The following is a 26058-nucleotide window of genomic DNA, read 5'->3' as shown; positions in this document are numbered from 1 at the left end:
AGAGGAGGGGAGATGTCAAGAGAAAAAGAGGTCCTGAAAAGCCCGCAGGCTTTTCAGGACCTCTTGACCAAACCAATATTTCAGAACACCGCCACGGCGACCAGACGCACCAGCAGAGCGCACAGCCATGCCACGGCGCACTGGTTGACCACCATGATAGCAGCCCACTTGCCGCCAAGCTCCCGCTTGACCGAAGCCACCGCCGCGATGCAGGGGGTGTACAGAAGGCAGAACACCAGCAGCGGTGCCGCCTGCGCCGGGGTGAGGGCTGCGGTCAGGGCTGCGGTGGAGCCGAAGAGGATGAGCAGCGAGGACACCACGCTCTCCTTTGCCATGAAGCCGGTGATGAGGGCGGTGGAGATGCGCCAGTCCGCAAAGCCCAGCGGGGCGAACAGCGGGGCGATATCGCCCGCGATGCGCGCCAGAATGCTGGCCTGTGGGTCGGCGGTCAGCGACAGGCGCAGGTCAAAGTTCTGCAAAAACCAGATGACGATGGTGGCGGCAAAGATGACCGTAAAGGCCTTCTGCAAGAAGTCCCGGGCCTTTTCCCACAGCAGCTGCGCCACGTTTTTCAGGCCGGGCAGGCGGTAGTTGGGCAGCTCCATGACAAAGGGCACGGCCTCGCCCTTGAACACGGTGCTCTTGAGCAGCAGCGCTGCCAGCACGCCCACCAGAATGCCGGTGAAGTACAGCAGCACCATCACAAGCCCCGCGTACTTGGGGAAGAACGCTGCCGCAAACAGGCTGTAGATGGGCAGCTTTGCCGAGCAGCTCATAAACGGAGTGAGCAGGATGGTCATTTTGCGGTCGCGCTCCGAGGGCAGGGTGCGGCTTGCCATGACGCCGGGCACGGTGCAGCCAAAGCCGATGAGCATGGGCACGATGCTGCGGCCCGAAAGGCCGATGCGGCGCAGCAGCTTATCCATCACAAAGGCGACACGCGCCATGTAGCCGGTATCCTCCAGCATGGAGAGGAAGAAGAACAGCACCACGATGATGGGCAGAAAGCTCAGCACGCTGCCCACGCCGGTAAAGATGCCGTCGATGATGAGGGAATGTACCGCCGCGTTGACGTTCCAGTTGGTCAGGGCGGTGTCTACAAGGCCGGTCAGGGCGTCGATGCCCATCTCCATGAGGTTCTGGAAGAACAGGCCGATGACGTTGAAGGTGAGGAAGAACACCAGACCCATGATGGCGATGAACGCCGGGATGGCGGTGTACTTGCCGGTGAGGAATTTGTCGATGCGGTTGGAGCGCAGCTGCTCCTTGCTTTCGTGGGGCTTGACCACCGTCTGCGCCACCAGCTCCTGAATGAAGGCAAAGCGCATATCCGCAATGGCGGCGGCGCGGTCCAGCCCGCGCTCCTGCTCCATCTGCACGATGATGTGCTCGATCATTTCTTTTTCGTTTTGGTCCAGCTTCAGGGCCTCCTCAATGCGCTGGTCGCCCTCCACCAGCTTGGTGGCGGCGAACCGCACCGGGATGCCCGCCGCCTTGGCGTGATCCTCGATGAGGTGCAGGATGCCGTGGATGCAGCGGTGCACCGCGCCGCCGTGGTCATCCTCGCTGCAAAAATCCATGCGCCCGGGGCGCTCCTGATACTTTGCCACATGGACGGCGTGGTCCACCAGCTCGTCCACGCCCTCGTTTTTGGCGGCGGAGATGGGGATGACCGGGATGCCCAGCATGGCTTCCATCTTGTTGATGCGCACCGTGCCGCCGTTGCCGCGCATCTCGTCCATCATGTTCAGCGCCAGCACCATGGGGATGTCCAGCTCCATCAGCTGCATGGTCAGGTAGAGGTTGCGCTCGATGTTGGTGGCGTCCACGATGTTGATGATGCCGGTGGGCTTTTCGCCGATGATGAACTGCCGGGTGACGATCTCCTCGCTGGAATAGGGGGACATGGAGTAGATGCCGGGCAGGTCGGTGACCTCGGTTTCGGGGTGGCCCTTGATGGCACCGCTCTTGCGGTCCACCGTCACGCCCGGAAAATTGCCCACATGCTGGTTGGAGCCGGTGAGCTGGTTGAACAGGGTGGTCTTGCCGCAGTTCTGGTTGCCGGCCAGCGCAAAGGTCAGTGTCTGGTTTTCCGGCAGGGGGTGCTCCCCTTTTTTGATGTGATACCGGCCGCCCTCGCCAAGGCCTGGATGCTCCACCATTTTATCCTCGACCGGTGTGTGCACCGGCGGGACGGCCTCGGTGGGGGTGATGCCGATCTGCGCGGCATCCTCCAGCCGCAGGGTCAGCTCGTAGCCGTGGATGCGCAGCTCCATGGGGTCCCCCATGGGGGCCAGCTTGATCAGGGTGACCTCTGCGCCCGGGATCAGGCCCATATCCAGAAAATGCTGCCGCAGCGCACCGGTGCCGCCCACGGTATCCACACGGGCACTTTTGCCGATCGGCAATTCGTTTAACGTCATATGCTGTTTCCTTTTCTATCCGCTCAATCTGTGATTGTTAGCTTGTGTTAACAATAGTAATATAGGCTAACTGCAGGTGGATGTCAATAGAAAAAGATACAAAAAGCGCCCTGCACTCCGGGTGGAGCGCAGGGCGCAGGACAGAGCGGTGTTTACTTTGCAGTGTGGTAGCCGTCGGGGTTGTTTTTCTGCCAGTTCCAGCTGTCGGCGCACATCTCGTCGATGCCGTACTCAGCCACCCAGCCCAGCTCGTTCTTTGCCTTGGTGGGGTCGGCGTAGCACTCGGCAATGTCGCCGGGGCGGCGCGGGTCGATGACATAGGGGATCTCCTTGCCGCAGGCCTTGGAGAAGGCGTGGATGACGTCCAGCACGCTGTAGCCCTTGCCGGTGCCCAAGTTGCAGATGAACAGGCCGCAGTTCGTCTCCAGCTTCTGGATGGCGCAGACATGGCCGCGGGCCAGATCGACGACGTGGATGTAGTCGCGCACGCCGGTGCCGTCCGGGGTGGGGTAGTCGTTGCCGAAGACGTGCACCTTTTCCAGCTTGCCCACGGCCACCTTGGCGATGTAGGGCATCAGGTTATTGGGGATGCCGTTGGGGTCCTCGCCGATGAGGCCGGACTTGTGGGCACCGATGGGGTTGAAGTAGCGCAGCAGGGCCACGTTCAGGCTGGGGTCCGCCTTGCAGACATCGGTCAGGATGCGCTCGGTGAAGGCCTTGGTGGTGCCGTAGGGGTTGGTGGTGGCACCCACGGGGAATTCCTCGGTGATGGGCACACTGGCGGGGTCGCCGTAGACAGTGGCAGAGGAGCTGAACACGAAGTTCTTGCAGCCGTGGCGGCGCATCACATCCAGGATGACCAGGGTGCAGTTGAGGTTGTTATAATAGTATTCGATGGGCTTGGAAACGCTCTCACCCACGGCCTTGTAGGCCGCGAACTGGATGACCGCCGTGATGTCCGGGCACTCGGCGAAGATCTTCTCCACGTCCTCGTGCTTTGTCATGTCGGCGTTGTAGAAGCGGAAGTCCTTGCCGGTGATCTGTTTCACACGGTCCAGCACCACCGGGGAAGCGTTATAGAAATTATCAGCCACGACCACGTCGTAGCCTGCGTTCAGAAGTTCGATGCAGGTGTGGCTGCCGATATAACCGGCACCGCCGGAAACCAAAATTGCCATACTTCATACCCTCTCTCACGGATCACTTGTTCGAGCACTGCCGGGTGGGTCCCGGTCTGCCTAAAGGATACCGCGTTTTGCGGGCAGAATCAAGGGATGCGTTTTTTATTTGAATGTATTTTTGTTGCATATTTGGATTTGATTTTTTGATTTCAAAGGATTTTTCGCATCTTCACCATGGAGAGATAGCCCTCTTTGTGCAAATGGGAGAAAGAGAGGGAAAATGATGTGCTGCGCAATGATGTTTGTCGCAGGGCGGCAAAATGATGTTTTCGCTAACGCGAAAATGATGCAGCCGCCTACGGCGGCCATGCAGGGGAACGCGCCTTCCGTTCGGCTTCATGCGCCCGCAGGGCGTACATCATTGGTTTCGGAGAAACCACATCATTCTGCCGCAAGGCAGACATCATGCCGCAAAAAGGCCCCTGTCCGTCTGGACAGGGGCCTTTGCGGTGCATCATTCTTATAACTTCCCGCACTGCTTGCCGGTGAAGAAGCGCAGGGTGGTGGTGGCGCGGAACACCTTGCCCGCCCGCAGCACCGTGGAGGGGAACTCCGGGTGGGAGGGGCTGCAGGGGTAGTGCTGGGTCTCCAGCGCAAAGCCGCCGTACTTCTGCATGGGCTTGCCGCCCTTGCCGGGGGCGGGGCAGTCCTGCAGGAAGTTGCCGGTGTAGAGCTGGATGCCCGGCTGGGTGGTGTAGAGCTTCATACTGATGCCGGTCTTGTCGCTGGTGGCCCAGGCGCAGATGCTCTGGCTGGAGCCGCGGGCGCGGTCGATGACAAAGCAGTGGTCGTAGCCGCCGCCCACCATGGTGGTCTGGGAGAAACCGGTGTCGATGTCCCTGCCGATGAGCTTGCCCGCCGTGAAATCCATGGGGCTGTTCGCCACGGGCAGGATCTTGCCGGTGGGGCAGGTGGCGTTGTTGCCTTCCAGATAGTTGGAGGCGTAGAGCCGCAGCTTCTGGTTCAGCACGTCGCCCTCGCCGTCCAGGTTGAAGTAGCTGTGATTGGTGAGGTTGACGATGGTGTCCGCGTCCGACGAGACGCGGTAATCCATGCGGAAGGCGTTATCTTCGGTGAGGGTGTAGCGCACCGCGATCTTCAGATTGCCCGGGAAACCGTCCTCGCCGTCGGGGCTCTCGGCTTCCATGAGCAAAGTGTCACCGAAGGACTTCACCCGGTAAAGCTTGCGGGGGAAAGTGCCGTGCAGGTGGTTCTCGCCGTTGTTCTTTTCCAGCTGGTAGGTCTTGCCGCCCACGCTGAACACAGCGTTCTCGATGCGGTTGGCGTAACGCCCCACAAAAGCACCGCAGCAGGTGCTGCCGGAGGACGTGAAGTCGCTCTCATAGTCTGCCATGGTGTCGTGGCCCAGAACGACATCCACAGGGCCGTTTTTGGCCGGTACGATGATATTTTTGATGATGCAGCCGTAATCCAGGACATGCACCGTCAGTCCGCCGGGATTGGAAAGGATGTACTCGGTAACGTTGGCGCCCTCTTTGGTCACACCGAAGGGCTTGGAGCGGATCTGTGCCATTGGGCATTCGCCTCCTCAGATTTTTTCGGAATACAGTCGGGCAGACTCCCACTGTATTTGTATTGTATTTATGATTATATCACAGTTTTGTGCCGCTGTGTAGGAAACATTTTAGAATTTGCATCCAATTTTTCAGGCAATTTTTTGTTCGATTTGGAAAAAACACCGTACCACGCCGGGCGCAGCGCCGCAGGCACCGACCCGGGCGGGCGGGGGAGGTTCTTTCTTGTATACAGCAAGCTGGAATCTCGATGCCGGAATCTGCACTTTTTTGCCTTTTTCTGGTCATTTCATCCAAAGCAAGCGCTTCATCTTTGTGCAGTCGGTACAGGTTTACAGGAATCGCGCGGTTTTTCGGCACCGGGCGGCCGGTTTCGCGGCGGGGCCGTTCCCGGCGCAGCGGCGGGCAGAAGCGGCGGAAATGCGTCCCTGCCTTGTATACAGGAGCTGGAACTTTCTGGCCGCAGGCATTGACATTCGTCTCTGTACGGGGTACAATGGGTGGTACACCGCTGCCGCAGATTTCAGGCAAAGGAGGAAGGGCGCGCATGGCAGTACAGCAGAATACCGATGAGATCTATCATATTCTGGAGGATGAGATCTGCTCACTGGCGATCCTCCCCGGCGAAGCGCTGAGCGAGAACCAGCTGTGCAAGCGGTTCGGCATCTCGCGCACCCCCATCCGCAGCGTGCTGCAGCGGCTGGAGCAGAACCACTTCGTGCAGATCATCCCCTGCAAGGGCACCATCGTCACCACCATCGACCCCAGCGTGGTGGACCAGATCATCTACCAGCGCGTGGCCGTGGAGTGTATGGTCTTCCGCGATTTTGTGCAGATCTGCTCGCCCATGGAGATCATCGAGATCGAGCACCTGTACGACCTGCTCCAGCAGGCCGCCGAGGGCCGCGAGCACCCGGAAAGCTTCGACTTCAACCACTTCCTTGCCTGCGATCTGGAGATGCACCACTACTGGTTCCACAAGACCGGCAAGGAATACCTGTGGCACCTGCTCACCCTGCCTCAGGCCGACTACTCCCGGTTCATCCGGCTGGACGTGGTGGGCGCGCGCAATGTGCCCAGCGTGCTGAGCGAGCACGCAGAGATGCTGCGCATCCTGCGGGAAAAGGACCTGAACGCCATCGAGCCGCTGTTCAAAGTACACCTGTACGGCGGCATGACCCGCATGGGCGGCAAAATCTACTCGGACGAATACCGCATCTATTTCAACCACAGCTGAACCAGACAAAAAAGCGTCTGCGCCCCACACCCGGCAAGCCCGGGCAGGGCACAGACGCTTTTCTTTTTTCTGCTTTTCTGCGGGGCAGGGGGCACTCACGCCTCGGGCAGGAGGTCCGGGCTTTCGGCCGCCTTGCTGGCCGCGATGAACTCGGCCGCATCGTCCGGGATATCGTCCAGATCGTCGCCGCCCACATCCACGTTCAGCGGCGGCTTCCTGAACAGGATATCGTACAGGATGGGCACGATATACAAGGTCATCAGGGTGGCGTAGCTCAGACCGCAGATGATGACGATGGCCATGCCGCTCATCAGCTGGCTGGCCATATCGTTGCTGAAGACCATCTGCAGCATGGCCAGCACGGTGGTGAGGGTGGTCATCAGGATGGGGCGCATACGGGTCTTGCCGGTGGCCACCAGCGCGGCGCGGCGCTCCATGCCGCCCAGGCGCAGCTGGTTGGCGTAATCCACGAAGACGATGCCGTTGTTGACGACGGTGCCCATCAGCACGATGAAGCCCATCAGGGAGATCATGGTCAGCTGCTGGCCGGTGACCAGCAGGCCCAGCAGGCCGCCGGTGAAGGCCAGCGGCACCGTGAACAGCACGATGAAGGGGGACAGCAGGCTCTGGAACTGTGCCACCATGACCAGATACACAAAGGGCAGGGCCAGGGCCATCCACTGCACCATCTCCTCAACCATGAAGTTGACGTTGTTGCTCTCGCCGCCCATGGAGAAGGAGCAGCCCTCCGGCATCTCGTCGCTGAGGGCAAACTCGTTCAGCTTCTTTTCCAGCGCGCGGGCCTGCACGGTGGTGTTGTAGCCTTCCACCGTCTCGGCCGTGACCGTGACGTACTCGGTCTGGTTCTCGCTGGTGATGGAGTCCGGCGCGGTGCCAGTCTCCAGCGTGGCGATATCCGCCAGGGTGCAGGTGCCGGTTGCGGTGGTGCCGTCGGTGGACAGAACGCTGGTCTCAAAGGTCATGTCCATCATGTTTTCCTTGGTCAGCGGGTCCAGATCGTCGGTGATCTGCACATCCATGGTGGTGCCGTTCACGGTGACGGGGGTCTGGGCCGTGGTGGTGGTGGTGAGCTTGGCCGCGATCTGCTGGTACACCTGCGCCACGGTCAGGCCGTAGGCACGCACCTTATCGCGGTCGATCTTCAGGATGATGGTGGCGTCGCCTGCGCCCAGGCCGTTGGTGGCGTTCTGGAAGCCCTCGGTCTCGTTGACCAGTTCCACCACCTTCTCGGAAAGGGCGGTCAGGGTCGCGGAGTCGGCACCATAAATTTTGACCGACAGGCCGCTGGACAGCTGGCTGGTCAGGTCATCGGTCATGCCGTACTGCTTGACCGTAGCGGTGCAGTCCTCGATGCCGGCCACCGCTTCTTCAATGGCGGTGCAGGCTTTGTTCAGCTGGGACGAAGACAGGCTTTCGCTGAGCATCACGTTGATCTTATAATTGCCGTAGCTGTTGGCGGCGGCCAGCAGGCTGGTGATCTGCGAAGGCAGACCCAGCTGGCTGATGTCCATGCCGGCCACGCTGGTGTCGGTGGTGATGCCCACTTCCTCCACGCCGTCCACGGCCATCACGGCCTCCACGACCTTCCCGGCAACGGTGTAGGACTCCTCCTTGGAGAGGGTGTCGGTGGTGGAAAGGGTCACCACGGCCTCGTTGCTGGTGCTGGTGGGCAGCAGTTCAACGCCCATGGACAGCACCTGCACAGCGCTGAACACCAGCAGCACCACCGCCGCCAGCAGCGGGATGGCGCGGTGCTTCAGGCACCAGTCCAGACTGTGGGCGTATTTCTCCTGAATTTTCTCGAACCAGGGCAGGCGCTTGGGCTCTGCCTTTTTCAGCACGGTGGAGGCTGCCGCCGGCACCACCGTGACAGCCACGATGAGGGAGGCCATCAGGCAGTAGCCGATGCACAGGGACATGGGCTCCAGCAGGCTGCGCACCATGCTGGAGGAGAACACCACCGGCAAGAAGACGCACACCGAGGTGAGGGTGGACGCCACAACGGACATGCTCACCTGCTTTGCGCCCTGCACGGCGGCACGGGCGGCGGGCACGCCGCGGCTGCGCAGGCGGTAGATGTTCTCGATGACGACCACCGAGTTATCCACCAGCATACCGATGCCGAGGGAAAGGCCCGCCAGCGTCATGATGTTCAGGTCGAGCCCGGTGAAATACATGAGCACCACGGCGAATAGCACCGACAGCGGGATGCTGATGCCGACCACAAGGGTGGGCTTGACGTCCTTCAGGAAGATGGCCAGCACGAGGATGGCCAGCGCCGCGCCCACCAGCATGCTGGTGAGGATGCTCTTGATCAGCACATTGATATAGTTGCCCTGGTTGGACAGCACCACCACATGCAGGCCGTCGTACTGGGCTTCCAGCTCTTTGAACGCTTCCAGACAGTTGCTGGAAACGGTGCCGGCGCTGGAACTGTCGTCCTTATAAATTTTCAGCACCGAGGCCTGCTCGCCGTTCAGGCGGGTAAAGCTGTCGGCGGCGTTGTCGATGACCTCCACATCCGCCACATCGGACAGGCGCACATCGCCGTAGCCGTCCACATGCAGCAGCAGAGCACCGGCAATGTCATCCACACTATCGTATTCCTCGCCCACCTTCAGCAGCCAGGACTCGCCGTTTTTGTCTTCCACGTAACCGGCGGGCATGGAGAAGTTCTGGGCATAGATCAGGTTTGCCAGGGTGTTGATGTCCAGCTGCTTTGCCACGTCGGCCTGGGCCAGGGCGTTGGCCTTGGCGGTCTCGTACTCCTGCTTGGCCTCGTCCAGCTGCTTTTCGTACTCGTTCAGCATTTCACGCGCTTCGGTGAACTGCATATAGGCGTTGAGCTGCTGCTGGGAAAAGCTGCCCAGCGCGCTGGAGAACTCGGTCATCAGCTGGGGCACATTGTCCATGGCCTTGATGGTGCTTTCCAGCGTGTTGTAGATCACATTCAGGCTTTCCTGCAGCTGCATCTCGTTGGCAAGGTCTTCCGCCGTGCTGCCCTCGGAGCCGGTCTCGGTGTTCATGCGCTCCTGCAGCTTCTGCAGGGCAGTGGTGAGCTTATCGGTGATGGTGCGCAGCTCGCCCACGATCTCGATCAGGGAGTCGATGTCCCGCATACCGGTCTCGTTGAACTTGTCCATCACCTTCTGCAGGCCGTCGCGCACCTCGATGAGGGCCTGCTGGATCTCAGGCTCCTTGACCACGGCGATCAGGTCATTGACGCTTTCCAGCAGCGCCTGGGCCTGCTGGCGCACCGTCTCCACGGCGGCACCCACCTCGGTGCTCATGGAGCCCATGACCGAGTTGGACACGGTGTTGCCGAAGTTTTTCAGCTGCTTTTCATATTCCTGCCGTCCGGCCGCGATCTGGGCCTCGGCGCTTTCCAGCTGGGCGTGGGCCGCCGAAAGCTGGGTGTCGATGAGCTCCAGCAGCTGGGCGTTGATGGCGTCGATCTTGTCCTGATTCAGCTGCACCTGCACCAGCTGCTCCACAAGGCCGCTGGCCGAAGCGCTGGAAACGCCGCCCTTGCGCTGGACGTAGGGCACCAGCGTGTTCTTGACGAAGTCCGACAGCGCGTAGACATCGCTGCCCTCGCGGCTGACGGCCACCGTCATGAAGGCGTTCATGTTCAGGCTGTATTCGATGATGGAAGGGGTCAGCGCCGTGCTGGGCAGGTCGCTTTTGGCCTGATCCAGCTTGTTGGACACCTTGACCAGCGCGCTGTTCATGTCCGTGCCCTCGGTGAAATGCATCAGCAGCAGGCTGTAGTTCTCGGCCGAAGTGGCGGTGATCTTCTCCACGCCCGGCACGGTGAGCGCGTTCTGGAGCACATCCGACACTTCGCTCTCCACGCGCTCCGGGCTGGCACCGGGATACACCGTCACCACCATCAGGTACGGCGTGCTGACGTCGGGCAGCAGGTTCGTCTGCATCTTTGTGATGGCCACAAAGCCCAAGATCAGCACCATGATCACGGCCACCAGGACCGTGAATGGCTTTTTGACACTGAATTTTTCCATTATCTCCTACCGTTTCTCTGCCGGGCCCCTGGCCGGGCAGCCGTTCCCCTCGCCGGGAATGCCACACTTTAACAAGTTTTATTATACACGCAAGGGCCGCCCTTGCAAGCAAATGCCCGAATCTTTTGCTTTTCTTTTGACACTTTCGCAGTTTTTTAACAATTGCCGCTCCGTTTTTCCAGTTTCCGGCAGCGGATGCGACCAAATTCGGTCAGTCTCCCTTAGTAATACGCTGCAGAACGGCGGATTGTTGCACCCCGAAAAAATTTTGCCGCCGCGCTGCACTGAAATTTGCGTGGAAATGTGCATTTGAATATGTTATACTAAAGTACAGAATGGAGTAACAGGCCCTTTTGAGCGGGCCCTATCCGATAGATCGACATACAACACGAGGATTATTATGAAAAAAGTCATTTCTGTCCGTTTCAAAGAAAACGGAAAAAGCTATTATTTTGACCCCGCCGGGGCCGACATCAAGACCGGCGACTACGTCATCGTGGAGACTGCCCGCGGCATCGAGTGCGGCGAGGTGGTGCAGGGCGTGAAGGAGATCGCCGACGCCGCCGTGCCCAAGGCCCTCAAGCCCATCACCCGCATGGCCGACAGCGTGGACATCCGCCGGATGCGCCAGAACCGCGAGGACGAAAAGCGCGCCTACCGCACCTGCCAGGAGTGCATCGCCCGCCACGGGCTGGAAATGAAGCTGGTGGAGGCCGAGTACACCCTCGACCGCTCCAAGATCATGTTCTACTTCACCGCCGACGGCCGCGTGGACTTCCGCGAGCTGGTCAAGGATCTGGCCGGCATCTTCCACACCCGCATCGAGCTGCGCCAGATCGGCGTGCGCGACGAGAGCAAGATGATCGGCGGCCTGGGCATCTGCGGCCAGCCCTTCTGCTGCAGCCGTTTCCTCAAGGACTTCCAGCCCGTTTCCATCAAGATGGCCAAAGAGCAGGGCCTTTCGCTGAACCCCACCAAGATCAGCGGTGCCTGCGGCCGCCTGATGTGCTGCCTGGCCTACGAGGAGAGCGCCTACGAATACCTCAACAGCATCATGCCCATGGTGGGCAGCACGGTGCGCACCCCGGACGGCCTGGGCACGGTGCTGGAAGTGAACCCTGTCTCCGGCTACCTGCGGGTGCGCTGCGGCACCGAGAGCCTCTCGCCCCGTTATTATAAGGTGGGCGTGTGCGAGTATATCAGCGGCGGCAAGCGCGCCCCCCGCCGCCCGGACCCGGACGACGATTATTCCGGCGTGCGCAACCCCGCCCCGGTGGTGGCATCCTCCGACGATGAGAACCGCCGTTGCCCCGGCTGCGCCCGGAAACGCGCCGCTGAAAAGGAATAATGCTGCGGTGGGATCTCCGGGCGGTTAGTCTGCTAAAACTAACTATTCTTCGTGATTTTTACCGAAAATCTCCTGCAATTTTGGCTATAAGTTAGCCCATGCTTTTGTGCAACCCAACAAAAAGTAATCATTCTCCTTTTACGCCGCACGGTTAGTCTTGCCTTTTCAATCCAGCTTTGTTAAAATGCAGGCAAGGATATGATTTCCGGAGAGGCGTGCACAGCCGTGCCAATGTGCGTTTCTTCATACATCACAACGGGCACGGGGATAAAAGGAGAGTTTATTATGGCACACAAGGTTTCTGACGCATGTGTTGGCTGCGGCGCTTGCGAGGGCGCTTGCCCGGTTGGTGCAGTCGCCGTTGACGGCGGCGTTGCAGTTGTGAACGCAGACGCTTGCATTGATTGCGGCGCTTGCGAGGGCGCTTGCCCCACTGGTGCAATTACTGCTGAATAATCGCAGCTGATTGCCGAAATAACGCATCAAAAGCAGCAGACCTGTCCAAAGCGGGTCTGCTGCTTTTTGTTTTTGCACAAATTCCGGGAGTAATTCCCCTGATTTTTTTGAGAGGATTCGGTACACACTCTATGGAACATTCTACGGAAGTTTTGTATAATAGGACCATGGTATATTGTACCCCGGCCCACCGTTTTGGCTCGGATGCACTGCTGCTGGCCCGTTTCTGTGCACCGAAACGCGCCCAGAAGGCGGCGGACCTGTGCTCCGGCTGCGGCATCGTGGCGCTGGAATGGCACGACCGGGGCCACCGCGGCCCCTGCACCGCGCTGGAGCTGCAGCCCGAGGGCAGCGCATTGCTGGCCGAAGCTGTAGCCCAGCAGGGCCTTGACCACATCACACCGGTGTGCGCCGACCTGCGCAGCTGGCGGGAAGGCGAGGGCAGTTTCGACCTGTGCGCGTGCAATCCGCCTTACTTTACGGACGGGCCCCAGAGTGCGAACGCCGCCCACGCCCTTGCCCGGCACGAGAACACCTGCACGCTGGAGGATGTGTGCACCTGCGCCTTCCGGCTTTTGAAGGACGGCGGGCGCTTTGCGCTGTGCCACCGGCCGGAGCGGCTGGCCGAGGTGCTGGCCGTGCTGCGGGCCCACCGGCTGGAGCCCAAGCGTCTGGCCTTTGTGAAGAACAAGGCCGACGGCGCACCCTGGCTTTTCCTCGTGGAAGCGCAGAAAAACCGCAAGACCGGCCTGCGGGTGGAGCCGGATATTTTGATTAGTACAGGTGCAGCTCTTTATGGAAGGTGAGAGCGCCCTCTCAGTCATTTCGCTCCGCTTCATGACAGCTCTCCCAAAGGGAGAGCCAAGAGCTTAACCGAAAAGTGCCTGCCTCTCTCCTCGGGAGAGGTGGCACGGCGCAGCCGTGACGGAGAGGGCGAGGCCGTTCGGGGAATTTCAGGAGGTAAATTATGGCAGGAACTCTTTATATCGTGGCAACGCCCATCGGCAATCTGGACGACATGCCGCCCCGGGTGGCTGCCACCTTTGGCGCGGCAGACTTCATTGCCGCCGAGGACACCCGCGTGACCATGAAGCTGCTGAACTTTCTGGGCCTGAAAAAGCCCATGGTCAGCTACTATGAGCACGCTTTGCAGAAGGGTGAGGCCATTTTGCAGCGCATCGAGGCAGGGGAGAGCTGCGCGCTGTGCAGTGACGCCGGAATGCCCTGCGTCTCCGACCCGGGCGAAGTGATCGTGCGGGACGCGCTGGCCCGGGGCATCAAGGTGGTGCCGGTGCCTGCGGCGTCTGCCTGCGTGACGGCGCTGGCCGTCTCCGGGCAGGACACCTCCCGCTGGGTGTTCGAGGGCTTTCTGCCCGTGAACCGCAAGCAGAAAAAGGAGCGGCTGGCCGATCTTCTGCGGGAAAAGCGCACGGTCATCTTCTACGAAGCGCCCCACAAGCTGCGCACCACGCTGGACGACCTGACGAATGCCTTCGGCGCGGACCGCAGCATCACCCTCTGCCGCGAGCTGACCAAGCTGCACGAGGACATCTGGAAGACCACCCTCGGCGAAGCGGTGGAACATTATAAGGTGAACGACCCCCGCGGCGAGTATGTGCTGGTGATGGCCGGTGCGCCGGACTCTGCCGACCCGGAGCAGGAGCTGACGCTGGAGCAGGCCGCGCAGCGGGCGCTGGAGCTGACCGGCCAGGGCTTCGGCCCCACGGCCGCCGCCAAGGCAGCGGCCCAGGGCACGCCCTACTCCAAGAGCGAAGTGTACAAGCAGCTGCTGGTGCTGCAGCAGGAACAGGACTGACAGGCCATTCAGCCCTTCATGAGAGCAAATGATATCTGGTAAATAGAGGAGGACCCCTTTCGTGACAAAACTTCTGGTTCTGAGCGACAGCCACGGCGGACGCGACGCCATTGAGCGCATCCTGAAGGCTGAGAGCAAAAACATCGACGCACTGATCTTTCTGGGCGACGGCCTGCGCGATCTGGAGCTGGCGCTGACCAAATACCCCCGGCTGCGAGCCTACTCGGTGGCGGGCAACTGCGATTACGGCGCGCTGGAGCCCACCGACGGCCTGGCCGCCTTTGACGGCGTGGTCATTTTCTACACTCACGGTCATATGTACGGCGTAAAATACGATCTGGATACGCTGGCCGACGCGGCAGCCGCCCGGGGCGCGGATGTGGCGCTGTTCGGCCACACCCACGTCCCCCACGCGGAGGACCGCGGCAGCGTGTTCCTGTTCAACCCCGGCTCCTGCGGCCGGTGCTACACCGGGCCGGACACCTACGGCATCCTGACGCTGGAAAACGGCAAAGTGACTGCCCACGAACACAAAGAGGTACCGAAAAAATGAGCATCAATGAGGTGCGCTATCTGCCCGAATGCGGCAGCACCAACGCGTATGTGAAAGAGCATTTTGAGGAGTTTGGCCCCGTGGGGGCTGTGTACACCGAGAACCAGACCGCCGGGCGCGGGCGGCTGGGCCGCAGCTGGGTGAACGCCGAGGGCCGTGCGCTGTACTACACGGTGGCCATCCGGGAGCCGCTGGCCCAGCCGTCCACCCTGCCGCTGCTGGCCAGCCTTGCGGTGCGCACCCAGCTGAAGCTGCGCTACGGCGTGGACTGCCAGATCAAGTGGCCCAACGACCTTTTGCTGAACGGCAAAAAGATCGTGGGCATCCTGTGCGAGGGCGTGAGCTACGGCTACCAGCAGCAGGGCCGGGGCATTTTGTGCGGCATCGGCATCAACCTGGCCCAGCCCCAGAGCTACTTCGACGCGGCGAACCTGCCAAACGGCACCTCGCTGGAGCTGCAGGGGGCCAAAGTGGACCTTGCCGCCGACCCGGCCTGGCTGGCCGAGGGCCTGACCGACTTCGGCTTTGACCGCAACATGTATGTCTTTGCCCGGGACGGCTTTGCACCCTTCCGGGAGGAATATAAAGCCGCCTGCGTCAACCTGGGCCGCCGGGTCACCTTCGACCTGCCGGACGGCAGGCAGGGCGCAGGTGAAGCCATCGACGTGGACGAGGAGGGCCGCCTTGTGGTGCGCACCGACAGCGGCGAGGAACACGTCTTCACCGGCGAAGTTTCGGTGCACGGCATTTACGGGGCCGTGTAAACACCTGCTTCTGCCTTTGGCAGGGGCCTTGCGGAGGGATCCATTATGGATGCGGAATACTACAAGAAATACGAGCCGGTGTTCGGCAAATGGTACATCACAAAGCAGCTGGGAGCCGGCAGCTACGGCAAGGTGTTTGAGATCCAGCGCACCGACGCGCTGGACGGCACCGTTTACCGCGGCGCGCTGAAGGCCATCACCATCCCGTCTTCGCCGGAAGAACTGCAGAGCGTGCTGGACGAGGACGGACTGGACAGGCAGGGGGCCTCCTCCTATTTCCGGGAGACGGTGGTGGCCCTGAACCGCGAGATCGCGCTGATGAACAAGGTGAAGGGCCACAGCAACATCGTGAGCTATGAGGACCACGACGTGATCGAGCACACCGACGGCATCGGCTGGGATATCCTCATCCGCATGGAACTGCTCACCCCCATCAGCCAGTACTTTAAGCAGTTCGACACCATCCCCCGGCAGGCCGTGCTGCGGCTGGGCATCGACCTGTGCCGCGCACTGGAAGTGTGCGAGAAATACAGCATCATCCACCGGGACATCAAGCCCGCCAACATCTTTATCTCGGACACCGGCGACTTCAAGCTGGGCGATTTCGGCGTGGCCCGCACGGCCAGCGCGTCCACCGGTGCTTCCACCTTTGCGGGCACCGTGAACTACATGGCCCCGGAGGTGTTCCGCCGCGAGAAGTACACCGCCAGCGTGGACACCTATTCGCTGGGCCTTGTGATGTACCAGCTGCTGAACGCGAACCGGATGCCCTTCTACCCGCCTTATCCGCAGCCGCTGACTGCGCTGGCCAAAGAGCGTGCCCACGACCGCCGTCTGGCCGGGGAGCCCCTGCCGGACCCGGTGAACGCTTCCGGCCCGCTGGCTGATATCCTGCGCAAAGCCTGTGCGCCCTCCCCGGCGGACCGCTTTGCTTCGCCCACCGAGATGCGCCTTGCGCTGGAAGCCGTGCTGCGCGGTGCATCCGACGCCGCCCCGGTGCCGGAGGCAGGCGACGCCACCGTGCGCGCGGCCGCACCGGCGGCCCAAGTGCCCGCCGCAGATGCAGCGGCAACTGTGGCTGCCGCGCCCAAAGCGCCGGAGACCCCGGATGCAGCGGACGAGACCACTCGTCTGCCTTTCGGCCAGCAGCCCGCCGCACAGCCCACACCACCGGCAAAGGCCCCTGCCCCCAAGGCCGAGGACGAGACGGTGTTCCTGTTCGCCCAGCAGGAGCAGCAGCGCCGCGAAGCGGAAGCCGCCGCCCGCAAGGCGGAAGAAGACGCCCGCCGGGCCGAGGAGCAGCGCAAGGCTGAGGAAGCCCGCGCCGCCGCCGCAAAAGAGCAGGCCCAGCGCGCCGAACAGGAGCGCAAAGCCCGGGAAGCCGAAGAAGCGGCCCGCAAGGCAGAGCAGGAAAAGGCCGAGGCAGCCGAAACGCCCGCACCGGCAGGGGAGAAGAAAATTTCCCGCCGCAAAATGCTGGGGGTTATCGGCGGTGCCGCCGCTCTGGCTGTGCTGGGCGGGGGAGGATACGCCGTGTATTCGGCGGAGTCCTCTAAACCTGTTGCCGAAGGGAGTTGCGGCGACGGTCTGACTTGGAGCATTTCCGGTGCAGGCGTTCTTACCATTCAGGGCAGCGGCACCATTACTGGTACCCCGTGGGAGAAGCTTGCCGACCGGGTCACCGCCATTGACCTGCAGGCCTCCGTCCCCACAATCCCGCCCTACTGCTTTACCAGGTTTACCAGCCTGACCTCGGTCACCCTTCCGGAAGGGCTGCAGATCTTCGGTTCCTATTCCTTCTATTGTTGTGTTAGCCTGACCACTGTCACGATCCCGGACGGCGTCTTCTACATCGGAAATCGTGCGTTTGGCAATTGCAGCAGTCTTTCTTCCGTTTCCATCCCGGAAAGCGTGACCAGCATCCGCAATGGTGCTTTCTCCGGCTGTGCGCTGACAAGCGTCACCCTCTCCCGGGACTGCAAAGTGCATGAAAGTGCCTTTGACGAGGGCGTTACCATCAACTACTACGACTGAGCCAAAAAGTGAGGAAGTATCATGACTGCGGAATCTTATAACGAAAAATACGCGCCGCTCCTTGGCGAGTGGACCATCAAGCGCTGCATCGGCTCGGGCAGTTACGGCAGAGTGTTCGAGATCGAGCGGCGGGACGCGCTGGGCACCGTGAACACCAGCGCGCTGAAGATCATCAGCCTGCCCCAATCGGAAGACGACCTGCGCTCCACCATCGAGACCAACAACCTCACCGGCGACAGCGTTTCGTCTTACTACCGCTCCTGCGCGGACGCCATCACCAACGAGATCAAGCTGATGAGTGAGCTCAAGGCCCAGAGCAACATCGTGAGCTACGAGGACCACAAGATCGTCCCCCACAAAGACGGCATCGGCTGGGACATCCTCATCCGCATGGAGCTGCTCACCCCGCTGAACGTCCACCTGCAGCGCACCGTGCAGATGCCCCGGGGCGAAGTGGTGCGCATGGGCGTCCACCTGTGCCGCGCGCTGGAACTGTGCCAGCGGCACAACATCATCCACCGCGACGTCAAGTCCGAGAACATTTTCATCTCGGCGGACGGCAACTACAAGCTGGGCGATTTCGGCGTGGCCCGCACCGTGCTGGCCAGCTCCGGCGCGCTGACCCAGGTGGGCTCGCCCAGCTACATGGCCCCGGAAATGTTCCAGGCAGGCAAGACCTACAACGCCAGCGTGGACACCTACGCGCTGGGTCTGGTGCTCTACCGCTGCCTGAACGAGGGTCGTCTGCCGTTCTACCCGCCCTATCCGCAGCCGCTGACCCCCGAGGACCGGAACATGGCCGAGGGCAAGCGGCTGTCCGGGCTGGAGCTGCCCCGGGCGGTGAACGCCACCGCCGCGCTGGACGCCATCCTGCGCAAAGCCTGCGCGCCGGACCCCGCCGGGCGCTTTGCTTCGCCCACCGAGATGCGCCTTGCGCTGGAAAAGCTGCTGAACGCGCCGGAATCCCGGACCATGATCCTGCCCCTGGGCAAGCCGGACGCGGCCGTGAACGCAGCTGAAACGGAAAAGACCGCCGACATGTGGGGCGGCAGCGGCAAAGGCACCGGCGAAAAGGGCTTTGACACCGGCAGGGACCTTGGCGGCTTTGGCGGCAAGACCGGCGGCACAGCCGCAGACGACAACAAGACCCAGCGCATCTTCCCCGGCCCGGGCGGCGACACCGGCAGCGTTTCCGGCAGTACCGGCGGCACGGCCGCAGACGGCAACGTGACCAAGCGCATTTTCCCCGGCCCGGGCAGCACCACCGGCGGCAGCAGCGCTTCCGGCGGGACGGGCGGCGGCAAAAAGCACTGGCAGAACGCCAGCGACCTGAGCAAGGCAGACCTGCCGCCGAAGCCCGACAGCAAACCCGACACCCACAGCCCAGCGGGCGGCACCGGCAGCCACAACGACACCCCGAAGCCCGATGCCAAACCCGACACCAAGCCTGACGCAAAACCGGAAGAAACGACGCCCTTCACCCGAAAAAAGGTGCTCAGCGCCATCAGCGCCCTGTGCAAGGGCGCGCTGATCTTCCTGGCTGTGATGGGCGGTGTGGCCGGTATGACCATTGCAGGCGGCATTGCGCTGATATGGTTCGGCATCGCGGGCATTTGCCGCTACCTGCAGCAGAGCAAGACCTCCGGTTTCCAGCCCACGACCGGCCAGAAGGTGCTGCTGGTGCTGGACGTGCTGTGCATCCCGGTGGGCTTCCTCATTTTCCTGATCTGAGCAGCGGGGCCCCCGGGTGCCGTTAAAAGAATGTACGCTCCATGCGGACAGTTTTCTGCCTGCATGGAGTTTTTTTGCAGGTTTATGGCCGAATTTTACGCAAAATGCTTGAATTCACGAACTTTTTGTTGATTCCTTGTGAACATTTCCAGTTGCCTTTAGAGTCACACTTTAGTATAATAGAGAATGTGCCAGCGTGTCCTTTCGGGATAGGATGCGCGTGTTTTGGAAATAGGAATAGGAAAACAGACAGCACAAGCGCCTTGCTTTTTTTGCAGCGGGACGTTTGTGCTGTCGCAAGGAGTGCAAGCATGAAAGATCAAGAATCCTTCAAGCCGTATATTCCTGCGGAAAAGATCACCGCAGAAATGACGGCGACCTCTGTGATCATGGGCATCATCCTGTCCGTGGTCTTCGGCGCTGCAAATGCCTACCTGGGCCTGCGCGTCGGCATGACTGTTTCTGCCTCCATCCCGGCAGCAGTCATCTCTATGGGCGTCATCCGCGTCCTGCTCAAGAAGAACTCCATTCTGGAGAGCAACATGGTGCAGACCATCGGTTCCGCAGGCGAGAGCCTGGCCGCCGGTGCCATCTTCACCATGCCTGCGCTGTTCCTGTGGGCAAAGGAAGGCCTGTGCGATAAGCCCAGCATCCTGGAGATCACCCTGATCGCCCTGTGCGGCGGCATCCTGGGCGTTCTGTTCATGGTGCCCCTGCGCAACGCGCTGATCGTCAAGGAACATGCCACCCTGCTCTACCCGGAAGGCACCGCCTGCGCAGACGTGCTGCTGGCCGGTGAGGAAGGCGGCTCAAACGCTTCCACCGTGTTCTCCGGCATGGGCCTGGCGGCCATCTTCAAGTTCATCGTCGATGGCCTGAAGGCCATCCCCGCCGACATCGCTCTGGCGTTCAACTCCTTCAAGGGCGCGCTGGGCATGGAAGTTTACCCCGCTCTGCTGGGCGTGGGCTACATCGTCGGCCCCAAGACCGCTTCTTATATGTTCGCCGGTTCTCTGGTGGGCTGGATGGTCATCATCCCGCTGATCTGCCTGTTCGGCGCGAACATCTCCCTGTACCCGGCTGCAGCAGGCACCACCATTGCGGACCTGTACGCAGCGGGCGGTGCAGACGCCATCTGGTCCAACTACGTCAAGTATATCGGCGCTGGCGCCATCGCCACCGGCGGCATCATCTCGCTGATCAAGAGCCTGCCTCTGATCGCATCCACCTTCCGTGATGCCATGAAGAGCATGAAGGGCGGCAGTGCTTCCGGCACCTCCCGCACCGAGAAGGACCTGCCCATGCCCTTCATCCTGGGCGGCATCCTGCTCATCATCCTCATCATCTGGCTGGCTCCGGCAATTCCCGTCAGCCCGCTGGGTGCTCTGCTGATCGTCATCTTCGGCTTCTTCTTCTCCACCGTCTCTGCACGTATGGTCGGCATGATCGGCAGTTCCAACAACCCCGTCTCCGGCATGACCATTGCCACCCTGCTGATCGCTACCATGGTCCTGAAGGCCACCGGCAACGTGGGCATTGAGGGCATGATCGGCTCCATGGCCATCGCTTCCGTCATCTGCATCTGCGCTGCCATCGCAGCGGATACTTCGCAGGACCTGAAGACCGGCTACCTGCTGGGTGCGACCCCGGTCAAGCAGCAGATCGGCGAGCTGATCGGCGTGATCGCCGCAGGCCTTGCCATCGGCGGCGTGCTGTACCTGCTGGACAGCGCATGGGGCTACGGCGGTGCCGAGGTGCCCGCACCCCAGGCTACCCTGATGAAGATGATCGTTGAGGGCATCATGGGCGGCAACCTGCCCTGGAACCTGGTGTTCACCGGCGTGTTCCTGGCTCTGGCTCTGGAAGTTCTGCGCATCCCCGTGATGCCGTTCGCCATCGGCCTGTACCTGCCCATCTACCTGAACACCTCCATCATGATCGGTGGCGTGGTGCGCTGGTTCATGGACAGCCGCAAGAAGGTCGATGCCAAGACCAAGGAGGAGCAGAGCACCAACGGCACCCTGTTCTGCGCCGGTATGATCGCAGGCGAGGGCCTTGTGGGCATCCTGCTGGCCGTGTTCGCCGTGTTTGGCATCAACACTGCCCTGAGCTTTGACCTGGGCAACATCGGCGGCATCGTGCTGATGATCGTGATGATCGCATGCCTGCTGGCGTTTTCCCTCAAGAAAAAGAAGAACTGATGAAGCATAAGAACGAATCCATCAATTATCTGGACCTGATCCCGCAGCGTGCGGAGACCCTGCGCTGGCACACCGACGAGCAGACCGGCCTTATCACCCTGGAGGTGGAGAACACCGGCCTGTTCAATACGATCGCGCAAAAAGTGTTTCACAAACCACGCACCACCCAGGTCCATCTGGACGAGACCGGCAGCTACCTTTGGCCGCTGATCGACGGGCAGAAGACCGTTGCGGACCTTGCTGAATGCATGAAGCAGCAGTACGGCGAAAAGGCCGAGCCGCTGTATCCCCGCATCATCAAGTACTTCCAGATCGTGGAATCCTACCACTTTATCCGGTTCCTCAACAAGTAAAAAAGTAAGCGGCACATCGGGCCTTTTCCGCAAGGCTTGATGTGCCGCTTTTTTTGTTATAGAATAAGGTCAATGTCTGCGCTTTCTGCGCCGCAGGCTCAGCGCGCCGCCGCCCGCCGCAAGGGTGAGCACGGTGAGCGCGCCCAGGATGACCACCAGCGTGCACAGCAGCAGCAGGGTGGCTTTGGAGTCGGTGCGGAAGTCGGAGATATATTCCGCATGGGTCACAAGGTCCACGGTACCCACCTCGTAGCCGTCCAGATAGACGGTGGCGGTGCCCACCTTCTGGCCGTTTTTCACGGTGGCCGGGATGCTCTCGGGCAGGTCGAAGGCGTAGCTCACCACATCGTCTGCGTGGCCGTAGCCGCTGACAGGAGCCGCCGCATACAGCGCGGCGGTGGGCTGGGCGCGGCACTTGGTCAGGTCGATGGTGGTCAGCTCGGTCTGGGTGTCCACCAGCGGGCGGTCCGAAAAGCTCTCAAAGGCCCAGTCCAGCAGCTGGTCACACTCGGTGTAGAGGCTGGCGTTGTCCGCGTGGAGGATCACAAGGCCGTAGGTGTGGCCGCCCTGTTCGGCAAAGGCCACGGCGCAGCGGCCCGCCAGGGTGGTGAAGCCGCCCTTGACGCACTTGATGTAGCTGCGGTAGAACTCGCTGCCGGTGTCGGTGAGGGGGTTCGTGGAGTTGATGGTGCGCTCATTCTGGTGCAGATTGGTGGCGGGCATGGTGTAGGCCGCCGTGCCGGACACCTGCACGAAGGTGGGGTTTTTGTAGCATTCCGCCGCGATCCTGGCCATGTCCTCGGCGGTGGAAACGTTGCCGTAGTCGAACAGGCCGTGGGCGCAGGTGAAGTTGGTGCCGGTGCAGCCCAGCTCCGCCGCGCGGGCGTTCATCTGCCGGACGAAGTCCAGCACGCTGCCGCCCACATCGTAGGCGATGACGCTGGCGGCGTCGTTGGCGCTGGACACCAGCAGGGCATACAGCAGGTCGATGCGGCGCACCGTCTCACCGATGCGCAGGCCCGCGGTCATGCCGTTGGCGTTCTGGATGTCCTTGAACTCCTGGGTCATGGCGGTGGGCACGGTCACTTCGCCGTTCAGGTCCTTGCCGCTCTCCAGCAGCAGCAGGGCGGTCATCATCTTGGTCAGGCTGGCCACATACTGCTGCTGGTCGGCGTTCTGGGCCAGGATGGTCTTGCCGGTGTCGGCGTTGAACAGATACACCGCCTCGGTCTCGCTGGCCGTCTGGATGGGCATGGGGTAGGCGGCCAGCCCCGGCAGCGCCGCCGCGGCGGCAAGCGCCAGGGTGAGCACCAGTGCTGCGGCACGGCGGAAGAACCTGTTTTGAAACATGAGCGTACCCCCTTGATCGACGTCCCGGCCCAAAGCGCCGGAAATGATTTTGTTCTACCTTAAAGAATACCATAAACGAGCCAAAAGCGAAAGAGAGAAAGGCGGTTTTTAACAATGTTCCTGTCTTTTTGTGGAAAATTCCCCCGCGATGAGGGCGCAGTCTTCGTGGCCCCCAACGCCACCGTGCAGGGCGATGTGGTGCTGAGACCCGGCTCCACCGTCTGGTACGGGGCCGTGCTGCGGGGCGACGACGGCACTTTGACCATCGGCGAGAACACCAATGTGCAGGACAACGCCGTGCTGCACTGCGACGTGGGCGGGGCCGTGACGCTGGGCAAAAACGTCACGGTGGGCCACAGCGCGCTGGTGCACGGGTGCACCGTGGGCGACGGCAGCCTCATCGGGATGCACGCCACCCTGCTGAACCACTGCGTGGTGGGCAAAAACTGCATCATCGGGGCCGGGGCGCTGGTGCCGGAAGGCATGGTCATCCCGGACGGGTCGGTGGCTGTGGGCGTGCCCGCAAAGATCATCAAGCAGGTGACGCCCGCCCAGGCCGAGGCGAATGTGCGCAACGCCGCCCACTATGTGGAGCACGGCAGGCTGCACGCCGCCGAAGCAAAAAAAGATTTGACCTTTTGCCGCTGATATGTTATTCTGGAGAAAAGAATATCCGCTGCGCGGAAAAACGGCGTGCTGAAACGGCGTCCTGACGTTCTGCACGGTCTCTGTTTGAAAAATCAATTGATTTTTCGATTTTTTCACAAAAAAGCAATGACTTTTTACGGAAAATAGGGTATACTATCTTTTGTAGGGATGCGGGGCCGCAACCGCGCCTTACACATGATTCCTCCTCACACCAAAGCAATACCCCAAACAGAGACCCCTCCAGTGTACCGCAAGCGCTGGAGGGTGTTTCTGTTTCTATCCGACTGTTCCACCCAGAAGAAATCTTGAAAAGGAGAATCAATGATGTCTAAAATGATCAGCCGCCGCGTTTTTCTGAAAGCCACCGGCCTTGCCGTTCTGTCTGCTGCCGCCGCCGGCGCTCTGGCCGGATGCGGGGGTGGGGGAGCACCCAGCACTGCATCTCCTACCATGGATGGAAGCAAACAGCAGGGCATGGGTGATATCTACGTCAACATGGGCAGCTTTGTTCCGATGACGTTTAACAACGACTACTATAAGTACACCTTCTTGTATATCGACAACAAAGCAAACAACACTTCTTTTGAATTGAAGCTTTCTGATTTCACCTGCACGGTCGATGGCAGTCCGGCAACTGTCTGCAGTCTGGATAATATTGAAAAAAATGGCACGCTGCAGTTTACTGATTCCGTTTCTGTCGCCCCCGGAGCAATCGCCCCCCGCATTCCTCTCTATATCAGTCTCACGCCTGAGCAGTATCGGAACGACAATCGAACTGTCATTGTCTTCACTGCTGCAAGCAAAAACAAAAAAGCGACCTTCACCTACGAAGCCGCTTCCATTTACCCGGATATCCTTGTTGAAGAAGTATAAAGAAATCCCCGGCAGAAAGGGCCTTGCGCCTTCCTCTGCCGGGGATATTTTTGTTATGCAAGTTTTGCAGCGAACACGCTGAGCACGATCTTCGGGTTCACCTGCGCGCCCAGACGCTGGATGGCGGCTTCGGCCAGCCGCAGGGCCCGCTGGGCGTCCGCGCCCTGCACCGGGGCGTGGGGGCTGCCGCGCAGGCCTGCCGCCGCCACGGCGCGGAAATCCGCCAGCAGGGCCGCCGCACCGGCCTTGTCCTTTTCAAAGGCGGCCAGCAGCACGGCGGCGGCATAGCTGTCGTGGGCGGCGGCCGCCTTTGCCAGCTGCAGGGCCTTTTCCACCTGCGCGGTGCGGGCTTCGTCCCGGGCGGCAGCCAGCACCGTGCCGATGTGGCCGTCGAACAGTTCACTGTACAGGGCCGCCGTCTTTTTGTCCACCCCCTGCGCGACGCAGTAGCGGGCGCACTGCTCCGGCGAGACGGGCGCCACCGCAAAGCTGACGCAGCGGCTGCGGATGGTGGGCAGAACGCTTGCCAGCGAATCCGCCGTGAGCAGGAACAGCACCCCCTCGGGCGGCTCCTCCATGACCTTCAGCAGGGCATTGGCGGACTCCTCGTTCATGCGCTCCACATGGTAGAGCAGGACGGCGCGTCCCTCGGCGGACAGGCTGGTGTTGAAAATCTCACTGCGCATGGCCGTGACCTGACCCACAAGGTACCGCCCGCCGCTGCCCATGCCGGACACCGAGATGGCCTCGCGCACGATGCCCGTCTCCACCTGGCCGCTGTCGCGCTTGCCGGCCTTTGCCACAGCGCGGCAGCATTCGCCCCGCAGAAGCGCTTCAGCGGGCGCGCCGCCTGCGGGGTAAAGATAATCGGCGGCGATGCAGCGGGCCGCAAAACCGGCTCCCAGCCCGTCTTCGCCCACCAGAAGCACACTGTGGGTCAGCCGCCGGGACGCCAGCATCTGCCGCACGCTCGTTTTCAGTTCTGCATTGCCTTCCATGCGGTCCAGCATCATAAGCGGGTGCTCCTTTTTTGATTTAGAATTGTCTCCGCTTCGCTCTGACAATATTAGCGGAAAAATTATTTTATTTTGAGAATTTGAAAAATCTGCGGATTTTTCAAATTCTCTTTTTCACGGGTGGGGCCGTAACGGCAAACGGCATCTGCTGCCGCTGGCTCCCTGCGGGAGCATCCGCGTCAGCGGGGAGAACAGGCAGCCCGGCGGGAAGCCAACCCTCTCAGGCGCTTCGCGCCAGCTCTCCCGAAGGGAGAGCCAAGACCGTGGAGGGCACGTTTCTTGTCTCTTTTTCGAAAGGGTACCAAGGGCATACTGGGAGTGCTTCTTGCCTCTCCCTTAGGGAGAGGTGTCACCGAAGGTGACGGAGAGGGCGCTCCCGCTCCCCTGCGGGGAGCTGCCGCCGCAGCGGCTGAGGGGCCTTGAAATGGCGGAACACAAAAAAGCGTTAAGCGAAGCGGCTAGCTTTTTTGTATGGAGCCCATCCTCTTTGGGGTTG

21 protein-coding genes are annotated in these 26058 nt (G+C 61.2%); 14 read left to right on the top strand and 7 right to left on the bottom strand.

Annotation, left to right across the window (positions count from 1 at the left end):
- Positions 1-80 precede the first annotated feature (80 nt).
- From feoB to CGS49_RS03690, 4 genes are all read right to left on the bottom strand, one after another.
- A complete protein-coding gene (gene feoB / locus CGS49_RS03700; protein WP_097800573.1) occupies positions 81-2423 on the bottom strand; it encodes a ferrous iron transport protein B in 2343 nt (780 codons plus the stop codon).
- Between the two features lie 152 nt (positions 2424-2575).
- The gene (gene galE / locus CGS49_RS03695) at positions 2576-3601 is read right to left on the bottom strand and encodes a UDP-glucose 4-epimerase GalE (RefSeq protein ID WP_097800572.1); all 1026 of its coding nucleotides are present in this window, start codon (positions 3599-3601) and stop codon (positions 2576-2578) included.
- 105 nt (positions 3602-3706) lie between these two features.
- On the bottom strand, positions 3707-3913 hold the full coding sequence (locus CGS49_RS13890) for a hypothetical protein (RefSeq protein WP_143405802.1): 207 nt from the start codon (positions 3911-3913) through the stop codon (positions 3707-3709).
- 151 nt (positions 3914-4064) lie between these two features.
- Complete coding sequence (locus tag CGS49_RS03690) at positions 4065-5138, bottom strand: aldose epimerase family protein (RefSeq protein ID WP_097800571.1); 1074 nt, start codon at positions 5136-5138, stop codon at positions 4065-4067.
- 226 nt (positions 5139-5364) lie between these two features.
- Between CGS49_RS03690 and CGS49_RS14140 the strand changes: the two genes are divergently transcribed.
- On the top strand, positions 5365-5712 hold the full coding sequence (locus CGS49_RS14140) for a hypothetical protein (protein ID WP_179859021.1): 348 nt from the start codon (positions 5365-5367) through the stop codon (positions 5710-5712).
- Positions 5687-6376 (top strand): GntR family transcriptional regulator, encoded by a 690-nt coding sequence (locus tag CGS49_RS03685; protein WP_097800570.1) that lies wholly within the window; start codon positions 5687-5689, stop codon positions 6374-6376. Before CGS49_RS14140 ends, CGS49_RS03685 begins: the two co-directional genes overlap by 26 nt.
- 95 nt (positions 6377-6471) lie before the next feature.
- On the opposite strand, the gene CGS49_RS03680 is transcribed toward CGS49_RS03685, so the two are convergent.
- Positions 6472-10419 (bottom strand): efflux RND transporter permease subunit, encoded by a 3948-nt coding sequence (locus CGS49_RS03680; protein WP_097800569.1) that lies wholly within the window; start codon positions 10417-10419, stop codon positions 6472-6474.
- Positions 10420-10819: 400 nt separating this feature from the next.
- Here CGS49_RS03680 and CGS49_RS03675 point away from each other — a divergent pair, with 400 nt between their 5' ends.
- The 10 genes from CGS49_RS03675 (at position 10820) to CGS49_RS03630 (ending at position 21675) form a co-directional block, all read left to right on the top strand.
- Entirely contained in the window at positions 10820-11767 is a 948-nt protein-coding gene (locus CGS49_RS03675) for a PSP1 domain-containing protein (RefSeq protein ID WP_097800568.1), read from the top strand.
- A gap of 285 nt (positions 11768-12052) precedes the next feature.
- The gene (fdxA, locus tag CGS49_RS03670) at positions 12053-12223 is read left to right on the top strand and encodes a 4Fe-4S ferredoxin (protein ID WP_097800567.1); all 171 of its coding nucleotides are present in this window, start codon (positions 12053-12055) and stop codon (positions 12221-12223) included.
- A gap of 167 nt (positions 12224-12390) precedes the next feature.
- Positions 12391-13029, top strand: a complete 639-nt coding sequence (locus CGS49_RS03665; protein ID WP_097800566.1) for a tRNA1(Val) (adenine(37)-N6)-methyltransferase — start codon at positions 12391-12393, stop codon at positions 13027-13029.
- Between the two features lie 161 nt (positions 13030-13190).
- Positions 13191-14039: a 16S rRNA (cytidine(1402)-2'-O)-methyltransferase gene (gene rsmI / locus CGS49_RS03660; protein WP_097800565.1), complete on the top strand. Its 849-nt coding sequence runs from the start codon at positions 13191-13193 to the stop codon at positions 14037-14039.
- Between the two features lie 61 nt (positions 14040-14100).
- A complete protein-coding gene (locus CGS49_RS03655; RefSeq protein WP_097800564.1) occupies positions 14101-14592 on the top strand; it encodes a YfcE family phosphodiesterase in 492 nt (163 codons plus the stop codon).
- The gene (locus CGS49_RS03650; RefSeq protein ID WP_097800563.1) at positions 14589-15356 is read left to right on the top strand and encodes a biotin--[acetyl-CoA-carboxylase] ligase; all 768 of its coding nucleotides are present in this window, start codon (positions 14589-14591) and stop codon (positions 15354-15356) included. Before CGS49_RS03655 ends, CGS49_RS03650 begins: the two co-directional genes overlap by 4 nt.
- A gap of 45 nt (positions 15357-15401) precedes the next feature.
- A complete protein-coding gene (locus CGS49_RS03645) occupies positions 15402-17390 on the top strand; it encodes a protein kinase domain-containing protein (RefSeq protein WP_097800562.1) in 1989 nt (662 codons plus the stop codon).
- Positions 17391-17411: 21 nt separating this feature from the next.
- Positions 17412-19121 (top strand): serine/threonine protein kinase, encoded by a 1710-nt coding sequence (locus CGS49_RS03640; protein WP_097800561.1) that lies wholly within the window; start codon positions 17412-17414, stop codon positions 19119-19121.
- A gap of 311 nt (positions 19122-19432) precedes the next feature.
- Complete coding sequence (locus tag CGS49_RS03635; protein WP_097800560.1) at positions 19433-21322, top strand: OPT family oligopeptide transporter; 1890 nt, start codon at positions 19433-19435, stop codon at positions 21320-21322.
- Complete coding sequence (locus tag CGS49_RS03630) at positions 21322-21675, top strand: PqqD family protein (RefSeq protein ID WP_179859020.1); 354 nt, start codon at positions 21322-21324, stop codon at positions 21673-21675. The genes CGS49_RS03635 and CGS49_RS03630 overlap by 1 nt, the downstream gene beginning before the upstream one ends.
- Before the next feature lie 69 nt (positions 21676-21744).
- Here CGS49_RS03630 and CGS49_RS03625 read toward each other — a convergent pair whose 3' ends face one another.
- Positions 21745-23025, bottom strand: coding sequence for a D-alanyl-D-alanine carboxypeptidase family protein (locus tag CGS49_RS03625; RefSeq protein WP_097800559.1), 1281 nt, complete (start codon positions 23023-23025; stop codon positions 21745-21747).
- A 114-nt stretch (positions 23026-23139) separates the two neighbouring features.
- Between CGS49_RS03625 and CGS49_RS03620 the strand changes: the two genes are divergently transcribed.
- Positions 23140-23673, top strand: a complete 534-nt coding sequence (locus CGS49_RS03620) for a gamma carbonic anhydrase family protein (protein ID WP_097800558.1) — start codon at positions 23140-23142, stop codon at positions 23671-23673.
- Positions 23674-23997: 324 nt separating this feature from the next.
- Positions 23998-24546, top strand: coding sequence for a hypothetical protein (locus CGS49_RS03615; RefSeq protein ID WP_097800557.1), 549 nt, complete (start codon positions 23998-24000; stop codon positions 24544-24546).
- A 53-nt stretch (positions 24547-24599) separates the two neighbouring features.
- On the opposite strand, the gene CGS49_RS03610 is transcribed toward CGS49_RS03615, so the two are convergent.
- Positions 24600-25559: a hypothetical protein gene (locus CGS49_RS03610; RefSeq protein ID WP_097800556.1), complete on the bottom strand. Its 960-nt coding sequence runs from the start codon at positions 25557-25559 to the stop codon at positions 24600-24602.
- Positions 25560-26058: the final 499 nt, after the last annotated feature.

Source organism: Faecalibacterium langellae, assembly GCF_002549775.1.
GTDB lineage: Bacteria > Bacillota > Clostridia > Oscillospirales > Ruminococcaceae > Faecalibacterium > Faecalibacterium langellae.
The sequence above is the reverse complement of the archived record's forward strand: the minus strand, read 5'-3'. Positions and strand labels throughout refer to the sequence as shown.

Bases quoted from the DNA above. Each gene is read 5' to 3' on its own strand.
- feoB (WP_097800573.1), bottom strand. From the start codon at position 2,423: ATGACGTTAAACGAATTGCCGATCGGCAAAAGTGCCCGTGTGGATACC.
- galE (WP_097800572.1), bottom strand. From the start codon at position 3,601: ATGGCAATTTTGGTTTCCGGCGGTGCCGGTTATATCGGCAGCCACACC.
- CGS49_RS13890 (WP_143405802.1), bottom strand. From the start codon at position 3,913: ATGGCCGCCGTAGGCGGCTGCATCATTTTCGCGTTAGCGAAAACATCA.
- CGS49_RS03690 (WP_097800571.1), bottom strand. From the start codon at position 5,138: ATGGCACAGATCCGCTCCAAGCCCTTCGGTGTGACCAAAGAGGGCGCC.
- CGS49_RS03685 (WP_097800570.1), top strand. From the start codon at position 5,687: ATGGCAGTACAGCAGAATACCGATGAGATCTATCATATTCTGGAGGAT.
- CGS49_RS03680 (WP_097800569.1), bottom strand. From the start codon at position 10,419: ATGGAAAAATTCAGTGTCAAAAAGCCATTCACGGTCCTGGTGGCCGTG.
- CGS49_RS03675 (WP_097800568.1), top strand. From the start codon at position 10,820: ATGAAAAAAGTCATTTCTGTCCGTTTCAAAGAAAACGGAAAAAGCTAT.
- fdxA (WP_097800567.1), top strand. From the start codon at position 12,053: ATGGCACACAAGGTTTCTGACGCATGTGTTGGCTGCGGCGCTTGCGAG.
- CGS49_RS03665 (WP_097800566.1), top strand. From the start codon at position 12,391: ATGGTATATTGTACCCCGGCCCACCGTTTTGGCTCGGATGCACTGCTG.
- rsmI (WP_097800565.1), top strand. From the start codon at position 13,191: ATGGCAGGAACTCTTTATATCGTGGCAACGCCCATCGGCAATCTGGAC.
- CGS49_RS03650 (WP_097800563.1), top strand. From the start codon at position 14,589: ATGAGCATCAATGAGGTGCGCTATCTGCCCGAATGCGGCAGCACCAAC.
- CGS49_RS03645 (WP_097800562.1), top strand. From the start codon at position 15,402: ATGGATGCGGAATACTACAAGAAATACGAGCCGGTGTTCGGCAAATGG.
- CGS49_RS03640 (WP_097800561.1), top strand. From the start codon at position 17,412: ATGACTGCGGAATCTTATAACGAAAAATACGCGCCGCTCCTTGGCGAG.
- CGS49_RS03635 (WP_097800560.1), top strand. From the start codon at position 19,433: ATGAAAGATCAAGAATCCTTCAAGCCGTATATTCCTGCGGAAAAGATC.
- CGS49_RS03630 (WP_179859020.1), top strand. From the start codon at position 21,322: ATGAAGCATAAGAACGAATCCATCAATTATCTGGACCTGATCCCGCAG.
- CGS49_RS03625 (WP_097800559.1), bottom strand. From the start codon at position 23,025: ATGTTTCAAAACAGGTTCTTCCGCCGTGCCGCAGCACTGGTGCTCACC.
- CGS49_RS03620 (WP_097800558.1), top strand. From the start codon at position 23,140: ATGTTCCTGTCTTTTTGTGGAAAATTCCCCCGCGATGAGGGCGCAGTC.
- CGS49_RS03615 (WP_097800557.1), top strand. From the start codon at position 23,998: ATGTCTAAAATGATCAGCCGCCGCGTTTTTCTGAAAGCCACCGGCCTT.
- CGS49_RS03610 (WP_097800556.1), bottom strand. From the start codon at position 25,559: ATGATGCTGGACCGCATGGAAGGCAATGCAGAACTGAAAACGAGCGTG.